Consider the following 15,310-nt stretch of genomic DNA (forward strand, 5'->3'; position numbering starts at 1 on the left):
GCGGCGGTCCGCTTTCCTTAGCAGCCTCCCGTGCGCATCGGAACGGCCTTCACCCGGCCGTGTGACGAAAGGCACAGATGTGCCCGCATTTTCCGGGGCTCCAGCCCGCTAGAGCGCGTGTCCGGCCGTTTTTCGTCTGGATGGGTTCTTCGCAACCGGACCCTCGCTCCAAACCCGACATCGGCCGATCTGCGCTGCCACCTCCGAGGCAGACACGTCAATCAACGCCGGAGAGCACGCTATGCGCAACGGTCCAGGCATCCTCGTCCACGGCTATCACCTGCACGCGCCCGGCTGGGCGACAGTCATGTGGGGTGAGCCGCCCTATCGGATGGGCCGACTGCCGCGGGCGATCCTGGCCGCGTCGCAACTCGGTGTGCGGACGATGGTGGTGGGCTCCGGCGCGAGTGCGGCCGATGGCTACAGCGAGGCAGCCTGGGCGATCGATCTGCTCTGGTCGCGCTGGGGGCTGCTGGCCGACTTCCAGGCGCTGGCGGACGCCGACCTCACGGGCTTGCGCGCGCATCTTGTCGATCGCGTGATCCTGGACGAGCAGGCGACCAAAACGCGCGAGGAGATCGCCCGGGCGGCGACGACCTTCAACGGCATGGCCTGTCACGGCATGACCCTGGTGACGAGCCCCTTCCACGCGCCCCGCGCATTACGCGACGCGGCCTCGCACCTGGCGGCGACGGGGCTGACCGGTCTTTCCAACGCGCTCTACGTCGCGGTGGCCGACACCAACCCTCCAGCGACGCTGACGCGCGAGGTGGCGATCGCCGAGCCGCCGCATCGCCCCGATCGGCCGTCGACCGGACTGGCCGCCCAGATGACTCGCTTACAGGCGTTGCCGCCGGCCCAGCAGATGGCGGCCGCGGACCGGCTGGCCGCCTGGCTGGACGGCCTTTCGGAAGCCGAGATGAGTGGACACGATGACGAGCGGGTCGCGGAGGCCGGCGCACCGGTGATCTGAGCGACGGCTGCCGGGCGATCATGGGCTTCTCGGCCGCGGCTGGTCGGCGCGTCACCCGTCCTTCGCGTTGCGGCGGTATAGGACAAAGACGACCCATCCAGCGATCACCACCAGCAAACCGACATAGCCTGGCAGACCCTGTTCCCGGGCGACCACCGCCAGCATGCCGGCGACGGCCAGGGATCCGAGGCCGAAGAGGATCAGGGCCACGGCGAGATTGAAGAAGTCCAGGCTTCCGCCGGCCAGGTCGTCGAGCTTCTTTCGCCAGTTTGACATGCGCGCCTCGCGCGATTGTTCCGCGGCTCGGACGCCGAGCGGCAAGGGCGCACCCGCGCTGTCCGCCTGTATCGACCGAATGCATACGCCCGTCAATCGCTCCGAAACTTTTTGCATGCCCTCCTGGACGGGCCGAATTGATGTCGGCGACCGGCGCATGAACGGTACGCCGAGATCCCCTTTCTTCCTGATCGGATACAAACATGATCGACGACAGCGCCTGGGACGATCCGGGTGATCTGGAGTCCGTCCGCAGCGGACGCTACTTTACAGATGACGTCATGCTGCTGCGAGGGGTTGCGGCTCACCTGCACGCGCCCGACCGGGCTGCCTTCGTCGGCACCGCAATCACCCTGGCGTTGCGCAACGTGGGCGAGTAGCCCGGAACCGACTGGTCAAAAACATCGGGGTGGTTGACCGCCTGGCCTCAACCCAGTGCGCATTGCTCCCCAAATCCCGGCCATCCTCCCGAGTGACACACAGACCCACCAGCGTCCCTGAACCAGCCGCGATCAACAACCCGCGGGCCGCTGCAATCACCAGCGGAGCGGTCGTCGGTTCCCGTCGTCACGCGGAGATCGACTGCTTGTTCCCCGCCTGACCCTCGCCGGATTGCGTCTCGGGGAGGGTCTTGAGTGCTGTCTGCGTGGCACTCGCCCCCTGCCACATCGCTTCCCGGGCCTTTTGCGGGGTGATCTTGAACCACTCGCTTTCGCCCCGCCTCTCGTTCTGCAGGGCCTCGTGCGCCAGGCGCTCGGCGAACCGTGCCACGTCCGAGGGCTCGGTGTGCAGGATCTTGAGATTGAACGGATTGCCCTGCTGTAGTGTGTCACGGCGCGCCTCGGCGCTCTCGCCGATCGTGTAGCCGATCTTGATCCACTCCGGGTGCTGCTCGGTGGTGATCGCGTAGACCAGGCCGGCCGTGTCGCCGTTGCGGATCGCGCTCACTTCGAGCTTGCGCTCGTCGAGGTAGTCGAGGATCCGGTCCTGCAGAGTGGTGCCGGTCCTGGGCCGGGCCGGCCGCCGGTACTCCTGAGCATCGGCCTCGATCCAGTCGGGTTTGCTGTGCCAGGGCTGAAGGCTGTCGCCGCGAATGGCCGCATCGAGATACGCGGCGTATTCCTGGCTCGCCTGCCCGATCTCGGCGCGATTCCAGCCCAGCGAGTTTCGGGCCCTGGGGTGCAGGGCATCGACCAACCGCCGACCGTCCGGCAGGGCGTTGCGCCAGGTTGGGGAGAGATCGCGCGCGGCCAGCTCAAACGTCACCTGCGCCTCGCCCTCGCCTTCGGTCACGGTCTTCCAGGTGCGCGGCGGGGACCCTGTTTCCGCCCAGAACAGGTCGCTCTTGTAGGCGGTAATCACCCGCATCCGTTCGGTATCGCAGAAGCGCAGCGCATCGTTGATATACCGGGTTGCCCAGCCCTCGGTGAGCAGCTCGGCGACGTGTGGGAAGCGGGCCTGGAAGATCCGGCGGAACTCTGCGCGTAACGCCCCGACCTCCCCCGCCTCGTAGCGCGTCCGGAAGTCGATCGGCAGATGCTTGACCACCACGCGGTCGGCCCGCGCCTCGGGAAAGTAGCTGTTCTGCGATCCCATCTGGAATCGGAAGAGCGGCAGCACGTCGACCATCCCCCTAGCAAGCGCACACACGCCCCGCAGTGCGCCTTCACCAGTTCCTGCGGTGGAGCCCCGCAATGCCCGGCAGCCTAGCATCTTCAATCCGCCTGCACACTGACCGCCCCCGTCCGTGCCCGGGCTGCCTCGCCGTCACGCGTGGCAGGGAGTGTGCGTATATGCGTCACACATTCATTTTTCTCCTTGACGCCACACCAACAGTGTGTCGATATGCGTCACATAATCACATTATGGAGCCACATCATGATCGAGGACACGGAGATCCACAACGAGATGCGCCATGTGATCCTGGCGGTCGCGCAGCTGGCGCAGAAGAGCAGCGACCGGACCGGGGCGTTGCCGGCGTTCGACAGCGAGGTGTCGGAGGTCGATCCGACGCGGGCGGAGATTACCAGCCAGCTGTTGGCCGCCCGGGACTTCGCCTTCCAGCCCGGCTCACCACGCGCGGCCAATTTCGACGCGGCGGATCTGCAGGACATCATCTGCTACGTCGAGGCGCTACCGCCGATCAACAACGCCGGCGAGCCGGTGAAGGCCGACATGCTCAAGCAGGTCCGCCTGGCGGCCGACGCGCGGGCGCACATCCTGCACCTCGAGTGCCCCGGTAGCGCGGGCGACTTCGAGGACTTCGGCGGCGCCCTGACGGTCGGAATGATCGCGGCCATCGGCCAGGTCTCGGAGCGCAGCGTGCGCAACGCGGTGAGCCGGGGCGAGCTGAAACCGACCGGCGGCGCCGGCGATGAGCCCTATTACCGTCCCGAGGACGCCTACAAGTGGCTGACCAGCCGGCGGGCCTTCGTGCCTTGGCCGAGTCCGGACCAGCGGCGGCGCCAGCTCCACCAGGACCTGCTGCAGACGCGCAGCCGGCGCGAGTTCGCCCGGATCGTCGCCCAGCTAACCGACGAGCTCGAGGAGTCCTCGGTTCCCCGGCACTTCGAAGATGTGCGCAAGGGTGCGTTCGGCGCGGATGTCGACACGCTCGGTCGTGCGGCGGACTACCTGGAGGCGCCCGACCCGGCCGCTCTGATCGGCCACGCCGTCACGCTGGCGCTCCGCGAGCAGACCTCCTGACCCTATTTCATACAGGATCGACCGACATGCAGATCAACGATACACAGAAGGCGTCATTCCTCAAGGCCGTCCGCGAGGTGGAACCCGCCAGGCTGCTGGCCCCTGGCTACGATCGCCTGCTGCTGCACCGCGAGGGCGACTGGGAGGTTCACTGGGCGCCCTTCGAGCCGCTCAACACGCAGGCCGAGATCGTTCTCGTCGGCCTCACGCCCGGCTATTCGCAGGCGCTCAAGGCGTTGCGCTCGCTGCGCGGCGGCCTTCGGCGTGGGATGTCGTCGTCCCGGGCGCTTGTCGAGGCGAAGATGGCCGGTGCGTTCGCGGGCGACATCCGAGATCCGCTGGAGCGGATGCTGAACTTCATGGAGATCCCGAGGCGAATGGGCGTGCGCGATGCCGCGAGCCTGCTGGACCGGCACGGCATGCGCGTGCACCTGACCTCGGCGTTGCGTTATCCCGTCTTCAAGGTGGCTAGGGACGCCGGTGACGGCGAGCGCGAGGGCTATCGCGGCGCTGCGAGCATGATGAAGACGCCATGGATGCGCCAGATGGTCGAGACGCTGCTCGCCGATGAGCTCCAGGCTCTGCCGAACGCGCGCGTTTTTCCGATGGGTCAGCCGGCGCGTGCCGCCGTCGAGCATCTGGTGGCGCACGACGTCCTGAGCCATGAGCGGGTCTACTACGGCATGCAGCATCCCTCGCCCGGTAACCGGATGGACTCGCGCCCCTTCGTGGACCCGAGCGAGGCCAGCACGCATCCGAAGTGGCAGGGCCGCATGGTCCGGGTGGCCCGGGAGCGGGCAGAGATGCTCGACAAGCTTGCGCGCGACTGGCCGTTGGAGCCGGCTCACGCGGCCTAGCAACAGGATGCGCGCAGCCGGCGGTCGCGCGAATAACACCGGCAGCTGGAGGGCTCTGCTGTCTCGCTGGGGGCCTGATCCAGCCCCGCGCCGCGGGGTTACGCGGTGGTCTGGCCGGATGCGGCTGGACCGGCTTTGCTGTGTGTTGCGTTGCGTGATGCCGGGCGGCGGGGTTTCCCGGCGCCCGGCGTTTCGCGCCTAGATCCAGAGCTGGGTTGCGTCAGCTGCGGACGAAGGTGACACGCCGCACCATCGGGATCGGCATGTCGATGCGATTCGCCGGCGGGATCGAGGACGCGGCTGCGTCCGCGCGGCTGGCCGTCCCGGTCGACGCCGCTCGCGCACGAGTATCTCGCGGATATTACGACGATCTGGACCCAAATTCTTCGCCCCGATCCCACATCCGTCGCAGAACCATTTTCAACCGTTATGGAACCGATGCCGGCATGCAGGACCGTATTCAAGAGATCAAGCGCGCGTTGGACTCGCTGCCTGACGTCAGCGCGATGTCTCCTGAGCAGCAGAAAGAGTTCGTCGACGCCCTCTTCGCCAAGCTCGGGATCGCCGCGCTGACGGCCACAGGGAGCCCCACGCTGGTCTCATCGGCCTTCTTCCGGCACGCGGTCATGTCCTACGGTTACACGAACGCGGATGACGACGACGACATCTCCCTGGTGGGTATGGGCGGCGTCATGTCGATCCTGGCCGCCAACACCCCACCCGAGCCCGAGGTGAGCCTGCAGGAAGCGGCCCGGATCATGGTTCCGTTCCAGCGGCGCATCGATACCTACGCCGAAGCGCTGGATCGCGAGGCGGGCGGTCGCGACGACTTCGAGAGCATCTTCGGCTACGCCTCGGTCATGAAGACCGGAGCGCTCGATCTCGAGATCGATGCGCTACTGGACGAGCAGCCGGCGCACCAGGTCGGGGCCACCCTGATCTCCCGGGGTCAGAGTTTGATCACCGAGGCCCTCGGCCACCACCGTGCCGCGCAGTACCTCACCCGGTGCGCGGCCTTCCACGTCCATCACGCGGTCGACCCCGAGGCCGCCGCGCGCCAGGACGCCTATCAGCGGGAGTTGGCCGAGATCGACCTGGAGGCTGAGGCTGAGTCAGAGGCGGAGGCCGCGGCTGATGGCGACCACGAGGCTCGTTTACGCAAACGGCTGAGGGAGATCATCGAAGGAGGGGGAGCCACCTTCACGGAGCCGTTCGATTCCGACGCCGCCGGACTGACCCCAGAGCCGGTGTGTGATGTCTCCGCGTATAGCCTCTATGAGCTCTGCGAAGACGGAGCGGAGCTCTCCGGCCTCGCAGACTATCTCGACGCGCGCTGGTACGGCGTGTTCCGGAGCGCGGGCTGGAGCGTGAACGCGTTGCTGTCGGAAGGTGACCCGCGCCTACCGAGCTTCCACCTGAACGACCCGCAGCTCGGCGAGGTCGACGTCTTCACCGTCGAGGACGGCGATCCGGCCTCGGTCCATCCGGACAGCGACGTGGCGATCTCTAGCTGGGGCGCGCGTCACCGGATGATGAGCAAGAACGCGATCCTGATCCTTGGGGCGCAAGCCCGGCCGGAGATCGTCTCCGAAGATGAGCCGGGCTATCTGACCCTCGGCTGGTACCTGCCTGCCCTGACCGCGAGCGAACAGGACCGTGACGCCGCGGAGCAGACCCGGAGCTGGTCGCTGGCGATGATCGAATCAAGCGAATGGTGCAAGCCCAGGCTGGCGACAGTGCCGGTGGATGAACAGGATCAGCCACTGTCCCCGGTGACGTGCGATCCCGACTACCTCGAGGACTTCGTTTTCAACGAAGAAGAAGCCGGCTTGGATGCCGAGGAGTGTGGCTTCGATCGCGTCTTCATGCGCCGGATCCTGTGGGGACTGCGAACGCAGTCGCCCGAGGCCGCGTAACCCGGCCGGCGGCGTATCCCGCGCGATCGTGCCGGGTGACGGGAAACCGTCGCCCGGCGCTTTGCGTCCCGGTAGGCCGTCCGCGGCGCGCTTACCCGCGCACGAAGGTGACCCGCCCCACCATCGGGATCGGCATGTCGATGCGGTCGTCGGAGGGGTCGAGGACGAGGCTGCGGCCGAGCGGCTGGCCGTTCTGGTCGACGCGGGTCACGCGCATGCGGCCGTCGTCCATCCGATCGTAGATGACCGCCTCGGCGCCATCGGGCCCGATCAGGCTATCCTTGGTGAACTCCAGCCCGCTCTCGTCGAGCCGCTTCAGCACCGGGACCAGGAACGCGGCCATGATGTTGCCCTTCATCCGCTCCGTCGTGGACTCTCGGTCGAGCTCCCACTTGCCGAGCAGGTCGTTGTCCTCGCCGCACGCGCTCAGCAGCAGCGCGGCCAGCCCGAGAGCCATGATCTTACGCATCCTACCTGTCCTTTGCCCTGGCCGCCTGCGCGGCGGCGCGATGCACGATCTGAGAGTGCAGTGACCCCCACCCCATTCCACTGATAAGCTTCTGACCAGAAAGCGTTAACAAATCGTGCAGGTCGCGCGTGGAGTGGCGGTAATCGCGACCTGATATACCGACACCGATGACCGGAATCGGGTCGCCGCCCTGGATCTCGATGTCGCGTCCAGCGAGGCGAGCCGCTATATTCAGGGCATGACCGATCGCATGGAGTCTCAGAGCCGCGAACACACTGTCGAGGGCGCCAGTTGTCCGCGCGACCCGCGCTGCCCGCTCTGTCTGAGCGACCGCGGCATGGTCGAGGTTCACGGCCACGTCCAGTGCCTGAGCTGCGGCAACAACGTCGATCCCTGCTGCGGCGGCGCCCCGCTCGCTTGATCAGGTTCGGCCGGACTTTTGCCACAGTCCACCTACCGGCCTGGATCACATGGATAACGGTCGTATTCCGATCCGCTTGTCCATTGGCCAACGCCATGGCCCTGGCCGAGGGCTTCAAAAAGATCCTCTCAGCCGCCCATCTGCCGGCCCACGCCCGCGTATAGTTGGAGGGTCGGCGCGCGTTCTTCCCAGCTCCCTGCGCGGCAGCCCACGGCTCATCCGGATGCTCACCGGTTGCCGGAATCTTCTCAACTGCCTGCCCGGCAGCTCACGGGGCGTCGGTCTCACACAGGACGGCGATCCCCTTCTCAGCTACCTGACCGGCAGCTCACAGTCGCCCGCGAGCCTTCGACGTGACCGAGTACTTCTCAGCTGCCTGCCCGGCAGCTCACCGCAGATCGTTGCTCCTCGGACTGGGCGCCAACTGCTCAGCTGCCTGCCCGGCAGCCCACCGCGGACAGAGAGAGATCAGAAGGACGCGAAGCTTCTCAGCTGCCTGCCCGGCAGCCCACGGTTATAAGCGTTTCTCAACTTTCTTATAACGCTTCTCAGCTGCCTGACCGGCAGCCCACCTCATTGTGAACGGGCGGTAGGTGCCGCCGTCCTTCTCAGCTGCCTGCCCGGCAGCTCACATGAATTCGTGGTCCCGAACGCCCAATTCGCTATTCTCAGCTGCCTGCCCGGCAGCTCACCAAGGCGTGACGCACGGGCATCGTCTTTGACGATTCTCAGCTGCCTGCCCGGCAGCTCACGAGTTTGAGAGCCGTCCCTAGCGGCCGGCACAATTCTCAGCTTGAACCGCCCCGAGCTTTCCGGAGGCTCCAACGTCTGGGAGACTGGAGCCCATGGGAAAGACGACGAACCGGAAGCCGTATCCGCGGGAACTACGCGAGCGCGCCGTTCGGATGGTGCGCGAGCATGAGGGCGAGTACGCCTCACGATGGGCGGCGCTCACCTCGATCGCCGAGAAGTTCGGCTGCAACCCTGAGACGCTGCGCAACTGGCTGCGGCAGGCGGAGCGTGATGAGGGAACAGCCGCTGGCATGACGAGCGATGAGCAGGAGCGCCTCAAGGAGCTGGAGCGGGAGAACAAGGAGCTCCGGCGGGCGAACGAGATCCTGCGCAAAGCTTCGGCTTATTTTGCTCAGGCGGAGCTCGACCGCCGCAACAAGTCATGATCGCGTTCATCGACGATCACCGCACGGTCTACGGGGTCGAGCCGATCTGCCGGCAGCTGCCGATCGCCCCGTCGACCTACCGTCTCCACGCGGCCCGCCAGGCGGCGCCGTCGACGGCGCCGGCGCGTATCCAACGCGATGCGCGACTGCGCACGGAGATTCGCCGGGTCTGGGACGAGAACTTCCAGGTCTACGGTGTGCGCAAGGTCTGGCAGCAGCTTCGCCGGGATGGCTTCGAGGTCGCTCGCTGCACGGTCGAACGCCTGATGCACGAGATGGACCTGCAAGGCGCGGTGCGCGGCAAGGTCAAGCGGACGACGGTGAGCGACAAGGCTCAGCCGTGCCCGCGCGACCACGTGAACCGGGACTTTCAGCCGGCCCGGCCCAACGCTTTGTGGCTCTCCGACTTCACCTACGTGGCCACCTGGCACGGCTTCGCCTACGTGGCCTTCGTGATCGACGCGTTCGCGCGGCGGATCGTCGGCTGGCGAGCCTCGCACAGCGCGGAGACCGGCTTTGTGCTGGATGCCCTGGAGCAGGCGCTGCACGCCCGTCAGCCGGTCTCAAACGGCCAGCTGGTGCATCACAGCGACAGGGGCGTTCAGTACGTCTCGATCAAGTACACCGAGCGGCTGCAGGACGCGGGCATTCAGCCGTCGGTGGGCAGCGTCGGCGACAGCTACGACAACGCCCTCGCGGAGACCGTGATCGGGCTGTACAAGACGGAGGTGATCCGCCGCCTGGGTCCGTGGCGCGGCCTGGAACAGCTGGAACTGACGACCCTGGAGTGGGTCGACTGGTTCAACAACCGGCGCCTGCTGGAACCGCTTGGCCATATCCCGCCGGCGGAGGCCGAGGCGAAATTTTTCGATTTGGACGATCAGGCCGCCATGGCGGCCTGATCGTCCAAACACCACAGCCTCCGAGAAAGCCGGGACACCTCAGCTGCCTGCCCGGCAGCTCACTGGACATTCGCCTCGACGGCGCGGATACGGGAATTCTCAGCTGCCTGCCCGGCAGCTCACAGACAGCGGTCGCGTGCGACTGGACGGTGCCGATTCTCAGCTGCCTGCCCGGCAGCTCACTCGATGAACTGCAGGGTATCGGGCGCCAGCCAATTCTCAGCTGCCTGCCCGGCAGCTCACTTACCAAGACTTTTGGCTTGCGACCCAATGATATTCTCAGCTGCCTGCCCGGCAGCTCACCTCTCGCCGGGATGGCTCTTGAGTACGTGGTAATTCTCAGCTGCCTGCCCGGCAGCTCACTTTCAGTCCAGCGCCAAGCTGCGCGCGCTGTCTATTCTCAGCTGCCTGCCCGGCAGCTCACGCTGTGCGATCAGGAGCTGCCAGGTCCCCATTATTCTCAGCTGCCTGCCCGGCAGCTCACTGGATGGCCGGCCTGCCACGGCAGATGGCCGAATTCTCAGCTGCCTGCCCGGCAGCTCACTGCGACACCGCGGGCGCCGCCCGCCACACCGAATTCTCAGCTGCCTGCCCGGCAGCTCACACACAGACGACGGCTCGACCTGGTATCCGCTCATTCTCAGCTGCCTGCCCGGCAGCTCACGACCCAATCCCGCTATCTGGCGACCGGGTGGTATTCTCAGCTGCCTGCCCGGCAGCTCACGCAGGAGCAACTCGCCCCCGGCCCCCGCGGCTATTCTCAGCTGCCTGCCCGGCAGCTCACTCAGCGTTCTGCGACGCCGCGTCCGTGTTGTAATTCTCAGCTGCCTGCCCGGCAGCTCACCCAGTCGAGCGTCTGGTGCTCGTGACAATGTGATTCTCAGCTGCCTGCCCGGCAGCTCACGGGTGTTTGAGGGCGGATATGGCGCAGTTTTGTGGACTTTGCCCTAAAATTGGCCGTACCCACCTTCGTTTATGTGCGTCGCGGCTAACCCTCTGAGCTTCCACAACCTTCAAATTCTTGGCGCGAAGGAAGCCCGCTCAAGGGTCAGATGGGCCGAAGGGGCGCCCTCGACATTTAATCCTGATCAGTCACCCGAACCAGCTAATGCCGCTCTAGGTCTTATTCACAGGTGAGAAAGAGCGCCAAACGGCCAATCCGGCTATGGCCGATGGATGGCAGAGAGGGCCGCTTGCCCCCTCAGTAGCTTTCCGGGTAATGGTGCGGCGACCCTACAAAAAGAGGGTATGTCCGTATTGAGGCGTCGCAACGGCCGGCGGAGACCGTACACAGCCTTTGTCATCCGGAATCGGAAGCCGGCCCGCAGATGGTGCACCCATATTACCGATCTCGACCTCAGACACCGGACCGATATGCCCGACACACGCCTACTCCACACCCATCGCCAGTCACTACTCTACCTCGAGCGCAGCCGCGTCCGGGTCGACGAGGATCGTGTTGTTTACGACGTCGCCGATGACAGCCTGATCCGCTCCTTCAACGTTCCGCATGCCAACCTGTCAGCGCTTCTGCTCGGCCAGGGAACATCGATCACCCAGGCCGCCATGCGGAAACTCTGCGAAGAGAACGTGATGCTGGCTGCCACCGGCAGCGGTGCCACGCCGCTCCTGATGGCTTCGTTCGGGGATTTGAGCAGGCCTACCGACCGGTTCCAAAAATGGCTGACAATCTATCAGGACGAGAGGCGTTCACTTGAGGCCGCCAAGATCATCCAGCTTAGACGGATCGAAGCCCTGGAAAAGCTGGCTCAGAAAAACAGCAATCGCTTTGACCCCGACTGGATCGACGACGCCGCAGATCGCTTCCGAAAGACCATAAAGACGACCAACACCGCAGATTCACTTCTGGGCGCCGAAGGGACATTTTGCAAATCAATCTACCACGCGATCGCCTCCGGGTATCGAATTAAAGGGTTCAAACGCGTCCATGGGCGCGAGTCCGACCGGTCGCATCTCCCTGAGCGCATCCAGACCATCAACGCTTTCCTCGATCACGGAAACTATCTGGCCTACGGGATCGCTGCTGTAGCGCTTTGGGCCTACGGAATTCCGCCGGCTTTGTCTGTGCTGCACGGGCGCTCGCGAGCCGGAGGCCTCGTCTTCGACATCGCTGATAGCTTCAAGGACGCGTTTGTCCTTGTCCTGGCATGCGATATTGCCACCCGAAATCCAAACGCGTCGGAAAAGGATCTCCGCGGCCGCGTCATCGGCGCCTTCGACGACAGGAAATTGATGGAGCGCACCTTCCGAACGATCGACGACATCATCGCGGAGTGCGCCCAACCATGATCGTCACCTTTGTCGATCACTCCAAGAAGGTTGCGCGAAAGCGCGTCCGGCAAACTCTGGACAGATATCTCCCACGGGTCGGGCCAGCGACCTGGACCGGCCATACCTCGAGCGAAGCCCTACGCGTCATCTCCGACCGGCTTCGAAAAACCGCCAGCAGGAACACCTCAATCTCCTGCTTCGTGGCCAGCCGCAGCATGCGCGAGCCCGCTTTCATCATCGGCTCCCGCGCCCGCTTTAATCGCTCCGGCCAATACGCTGTTCAGACACAGTCACTCGGGGCGCAGCCGCGCGTTGAGACCGCCGGCTTCGAGCAACTCCGATGTATTGTGTCTCTGGCGGCCCTGCTGCATGACGTTGGGAAAGCGAGCGCGGCCTTCCAGTGGAAGCTCCGCGGCAAGCGTCCTCTCGCGGACCCAGTTCGCCACGAACTGATCTCTACGTTGTTTTTCCAGGCGCTGATGGGCCAGGCCGGCGGCCTCGAGCACCTCCTAGCCGATCTGTCCGCGGGGGTGAGCAAGGGGCAGCTTCAAAAGGCCTACGCGGAAGCTGCGCGAGAGGCCGACCGCTTGGTCGATGACAGCTCGCTCACTCGGATTGCATGGCGAGTGGAGGACCCGGTCGCATCGTCCATCACGCTCCTGATCGCCACCCACCACCGACTCCTGGAAGCCGAGATCTCTCGATCCGAGGTTCGGTTCACCGCGGCGCAGCACGTCAGAACGGCATCCCGGAGCGAGTTCGGAACACATGGGTGCGAGCACGCGCCGTACGGCTCGCTTTTCGATAGCGAGAAGCTCCGCTCCGCACTTCAGCGGGAAGCTCGGCAGCTAGCCTCGGCACTCCAACATGATTGGGCGCTCGATTCCCTCACCGTCTATGCGTACGGGCGCCTTGCGCTGATGCTTGGCGATCAACACGCCTCCGCACGAAAAGTCGCGGAGGCCGAAGACCATGAACTCGCTGCGAACAGTCTGGAGATCGACGGGCAGGTCAAGCTGGGAGAGCGCCTTGGCAACCACCTGATCTCCGTCTCCCGCGAAGCGAACGGCTTTGTCCGCATGCTCAGGCGCGCCCAGGACGCATTCCCCGCGGTGCCAGCGGATGGGGTGCCGGATGCGCTGACGGCGCCGAGTGCGCGCGGCCGCTTTGGCTGGCAAGGCCATGCCGTAACGCGGCTACTCGAGTGCGATGCCAAAGCGGGTGGGTTCTTCGGGATCGTTCTGGTGCGCACCGGCGGTGGCAAAACCCGGGGGTGCCCCGCAGCACTTCTTGCGGCCGCACCCCGTTGTCGCTTCTTTCTGGGTCTGGGGTTGCGCAGCCTGACCCTGCAATCGGGTGCCGAGTATGTTCGCGATGTCGGCTTTGCCCCCGACGACGTTGCAACGATCGTCGGCGACTTCGCCAGCCGACGGCTTCACGAGATCGGCCAGGACCAACCCGAAGAGCACGGGACCAGCGCCGAGCCGCAGGTCTTCGACGACATTGTCGTGGGAGCACAGGACTCGCTTTCGATGGCCGGCCCCGAGAGCGACGAACCATCTGCGGCGGAATTGGCCGCGCTCGGAGGCCGCCCCCTGGACGATCCGCAGCGACAGCTCCCTCACCAGCTCGAGCGAGCTCTCGCCGACACTGGCCAAACCGGAAACGACAAGCTGCTCCGAACCCCAGTGGTTGCGGCCACGGTGGACCAGGTGATGGCTTGCGCCGATGCCCGGCGCGGAGGACACCTCTACCGCACACTCCGCGTCGCCACGAGCGATCTGATCCTGGACGAGATCGATTGCTACGAACCCGAGGACGTCGCCGCGATCCTGCGCCTTGTCGCGCTCGCCGGCGCCTTCGGCAGACGCGTCATCATCGCCTCGGCGACGATCCCACCGGCCGTCGCGGAGGCCCTTCACGAGGCATACACGCAAGGATACAGCGCCTACGCGCGCATGCACGCGGTCCCCGACAAAGTCACGACGGCCTGGATATACGACAATCCCGACCTCTCCGAGTTCAGGGTCGTCGATCGCAGTACTTTCGCCGCCATGCACCGGACGATCGCTGATCGGATCACGGGCGGCCTCGCTGCAGAGCCATCGCGCCGCCGCATGGAGGTGATCGAGCCGGATGAGCGGAGCGAAGAGGCAGCCTACGGGGCCATGCTGGACAGCGCCCGCCAAATGCACGAACGCCACCACTTCGAGCTCGATGGTATCTGCGTGTCCCTCGGCGTGGTGCGCTTCTCCAATGTGCGCTCTGCCCGCGCCTTCACGCGGTATGTGACGCGCACGGGCGTCTCCGATTCCGTCATTGGCATTGCCTGCTATCACGCCCGACTGGTCGGGGTTATCCGGTTCGAAACCGAACGGCTGCTGAACGAGCTCCTGGTGCGCAAAGGCTCCGACCCGGACGGCAAGATCCGCCAACATCCCAGGATGCGCAGACTGGTGGACGCAGCTCGCGCTTCCGGCAAACAGCACGTCATGGCGATCGTCGCAACGACACCCGTCGAGGAGACCGGTCGCGACCACGACTTCGACTACGCGGTCGCCGAGCCGAGCTCCATCCGCTCACTGATCCAGCTCGCAGGCCGCGTACTACGGCACCGAGACGTGACACCTGCTAAGCCCAACTTCGCTGTGCTGTCCGCGCCGATGGCCTACTGGCGCGGGGACACAGCCCCCTTCTGGGTCTATCCCGGCGTGGAGACACCTGTCCGCGCCAGCCGGATCCAGGCCCCGGTTCTGGACGCCGTAAAGCTACCCGATCTGGTCGACATCGCGGCCTTCGAACGCGGGATTGACGCAACGCTCTGCCTGGCCGAGCCCGACGAACCGATCAACGAACTCTCCTGCAAAGAGCACAAGCTCTTGCGCGACTTCCTGCTGAACCCCTCGTCGGGCGGCATCAGGTTCGTGACCGACCCCAGTGCGCCATTCGCGACCTGGCTCCCGATCAACCGCCGCTTCCGCCGGTCCGAAGCATCCACCACCTACTACATGCTCCCGGACAACACCCGCTCGACCTGGTGGGCTGTCGATGACACCGGCTGCCACCCTGTGGACGGAAGCTTTGCCGCCGACGTTGAGCCGTGGCGCGGCGCGCCCGAACGCGACGTATTCCCGCTGATCGACATCTGCATTCAGAGCTCGATCGCCCGTTTGCGCGGCCTTTTCCGGAACTGCCGGGATGAACGGTTCTCTCAGGCACTTCTGTCGTTTGACCTACCCGGTCAGCGGCACACCCGTATCGAGCACGACTGGCTTCTCGGCGCCGACCGTACTCGCTGACCCGTAGGCACTTTTTTACGG

12 protein-coding genes, 1 CRISPR repeat array and 1 other annotated feature are annotated in these 15,310 nt (G+C 65.5%); of the genes, 9 read left to right on the plus strand and 3 right to left on the minus strand.

Translation table 11 applies throughout. From position 1 onward, the window contains the following. Positions 1-241 precede the first annotated feature (241 nt). Positions 242-973: an ElyC/SanA/YdcF family protein gene (locus CKO28_RS06170; RefSeq protein ID WP_200339752.1), complete on the plus strand. Its 732-nt coding sequence runs from the start codon at positions 242-244 to the stop codon at positions 971-973. 51 nt (positions 974-1,024) lie between these two features. On the opposite strand, the gene CKO28_RS06175 is transcribed toward CKO28_RS06170, so the two are convergent. Continuing rightward, positions 1,025-1,366: a hypothetical protein gene (locus CKO28_RS06175; RefSeq protein ID WP_200339753.1), complete on the minus strand. Its 342-nt coding sequence runs from the start codon at positions 1,364-1,366 to the stop codon at positions 1,025-1,027. 86 nt (positions 1,367-1,452) lie between these two features. On the opposite strand from CKO28_RS06175, the gene CKO28_RS06180 reads away from it, so the two are divergent. Continuing rightward, positions 1,453-1,629, plus strand: a complete 177-nt coding sequence (locus CKO28_RS06180; protein ID WP_200339754.1) for a hypothetical protein — start codon at positions 1,453-1,455, stop codon at positions 1,627-1,629. 187 nt (positions 1,630-1,816) lie between these two features. Here the strand turns inward: CKO28_RS06180 and CKO28_RS06185 are convergent, their stop codons facing one another. Then, entirely contained in the window at positions 1,817-2,869 is a 1,053-nt protein-coding gene (locus tag CKO28_RS06185; RefSeq protein WP_200339755.1) for a GIY-YIG nuclease family protein, read from the minus strand. Positions 2,870-3,127: 258 nt separating this feature from the next. Here CKO28_RS06185 and CKO28_RS06190 point away from each other — a divergent pair, with 258 nt between their 5' ends. The 3 genes from CKO28_RS06190 (at position 3,128) to CKO28_RS06200 (ending at position 6,728) form a co-directional block, all read left to right on the plus strand. After that, entirely contained in the window at positions 3,128-3,955 is an 828-nt protein-coding gene (locus CKO28_RS06190) for a hypothetical protein (RefSeq protein WP_200339756.1), read from the plus strand. A 26-nt stretch (positions 3,956-3,981) separates the two neighbouring features. Then, positions 3,982-4,812, plus strand: coding sequence for a hypothetical protein (locus tag CKO28_RS06195; RefSeq protein WP_200339757.1), 831 nt, complete (start codon positions 3,982-3,984; stop codon positions 4,810-4,812). A gap of 236 nt (positions 4,813-5,048) precedes the next feature. After that, complete coding sequence (locus CKO28_RS06200; protein ID WP_200339758.1) at positions 5,049-6,728, plus strand: hypothetical protein; 1,680 nt, start codon at positions 5,049-5,051, stop codon at positions 6,726-6,728. Between the two features lie 91 nt (positions 6,729-6,819). Here CKO28_RS06200 and CKO28_RS06205 read toward each other — a convergent pair whose 3' ends face one another. Then, entirely contained in the window at positions 6,820-7,197 is a 378-nt protein-coding gene (locus CKO28_RS06205) for a hypothetical protein (protein ID WP_200339759.1), read from the minus strand. 250 nt (positions 7,198-7,447) lie between these two features. On the opposite strand from CKO28_RS06205, the gene CKO28_RS06210 reads away from it, so the two are divergent. The 4 genes from CKO28_RS06210 to CKO28_RS06225 all read left to right on the plus strand — a co-directional run bounded on the left by CKO28_RS06210 (position 7,448) and on the right by CKO28_RS06225 (position 15,289). Beyond that, a complete protein-coding gene (locus tag CKO28_RS06210) occupies positions 7,448-7,618 on the plus strand; it encodes a hypothetical protein (protein WP_200339760.1) in 171 nt (56 codons plus the stop codon). An 845-nt stretch (positions 7,619-8,463) separates the two neighbouring features. Continuing rightward, positions 8,464-9,698, plus strand: a protein-coding gene (locus CKO28_RS06215; RefSeq protein WP_200339761.1) for an IS3 family transposase whose coding sequence is annotated in 2 segments (ribosomal slippage) — positions 8,464-8,758 and positions 8,758-9,698 — 1,236 coding nt in all. Because the reading frame shifts where the segments join, the coding sequence is not laid out codon by codon here. Then, positions 8,751-8,867: a sequence feature (AL1L pseudoknot), on the plus strand. Its footprint overlaps the gene before it by 117 nt. 35 nt (positions 9,699-9,733) lie before the next feature. Next, positions 9,734-10,602: a CRISPR direct-repeat array (repeat unit 28 nt; unit sequence ATTCTCAGCTGCCTGCCCGGCAGCTCAC). A gap of 470 nt (positions 10,603-11,072) precedes the next feature. Further along, complete coding sequence (cas1f, locus tag CKO28_RS06220) at positions 11,073-12,008, plus strand: type I-F CRISPR-associated endonuclease Cas1f (protein WP_200339762.1); 936 nt, start codon at positions 11,073-11,075, stop codon at positions 12,006-12,008. After that, the gene (locus CKO28_RS06225; protein ID WP_200339763.1) at positions 12,005-15,289 is read left to right on the plus strand and encodes an HD domain-containing protein; all 3,285 of its coding nucleotides are present in this window, start codon (positions 12,005-12,007) and stop codon (positions 15,287-15,289) included. Before cas1f ends, CKO28_RS06225 begins: the two co-directional genes overlap by 4 nt. Positions 15,290-15,310: the final 21 nt, after the last annotated feature.

The organism is Rhodovibrio sodomensis (assembly GCF_016583645.1).
In the GTDB taxonomy this organism is placed as follows: Bacteria; Pseudomonadota; Alphaproteobacteria; order Kiloniellales; family Rhodovibrionaceae; genus Rhodovibrio; species Rhodovibrio sodomensis.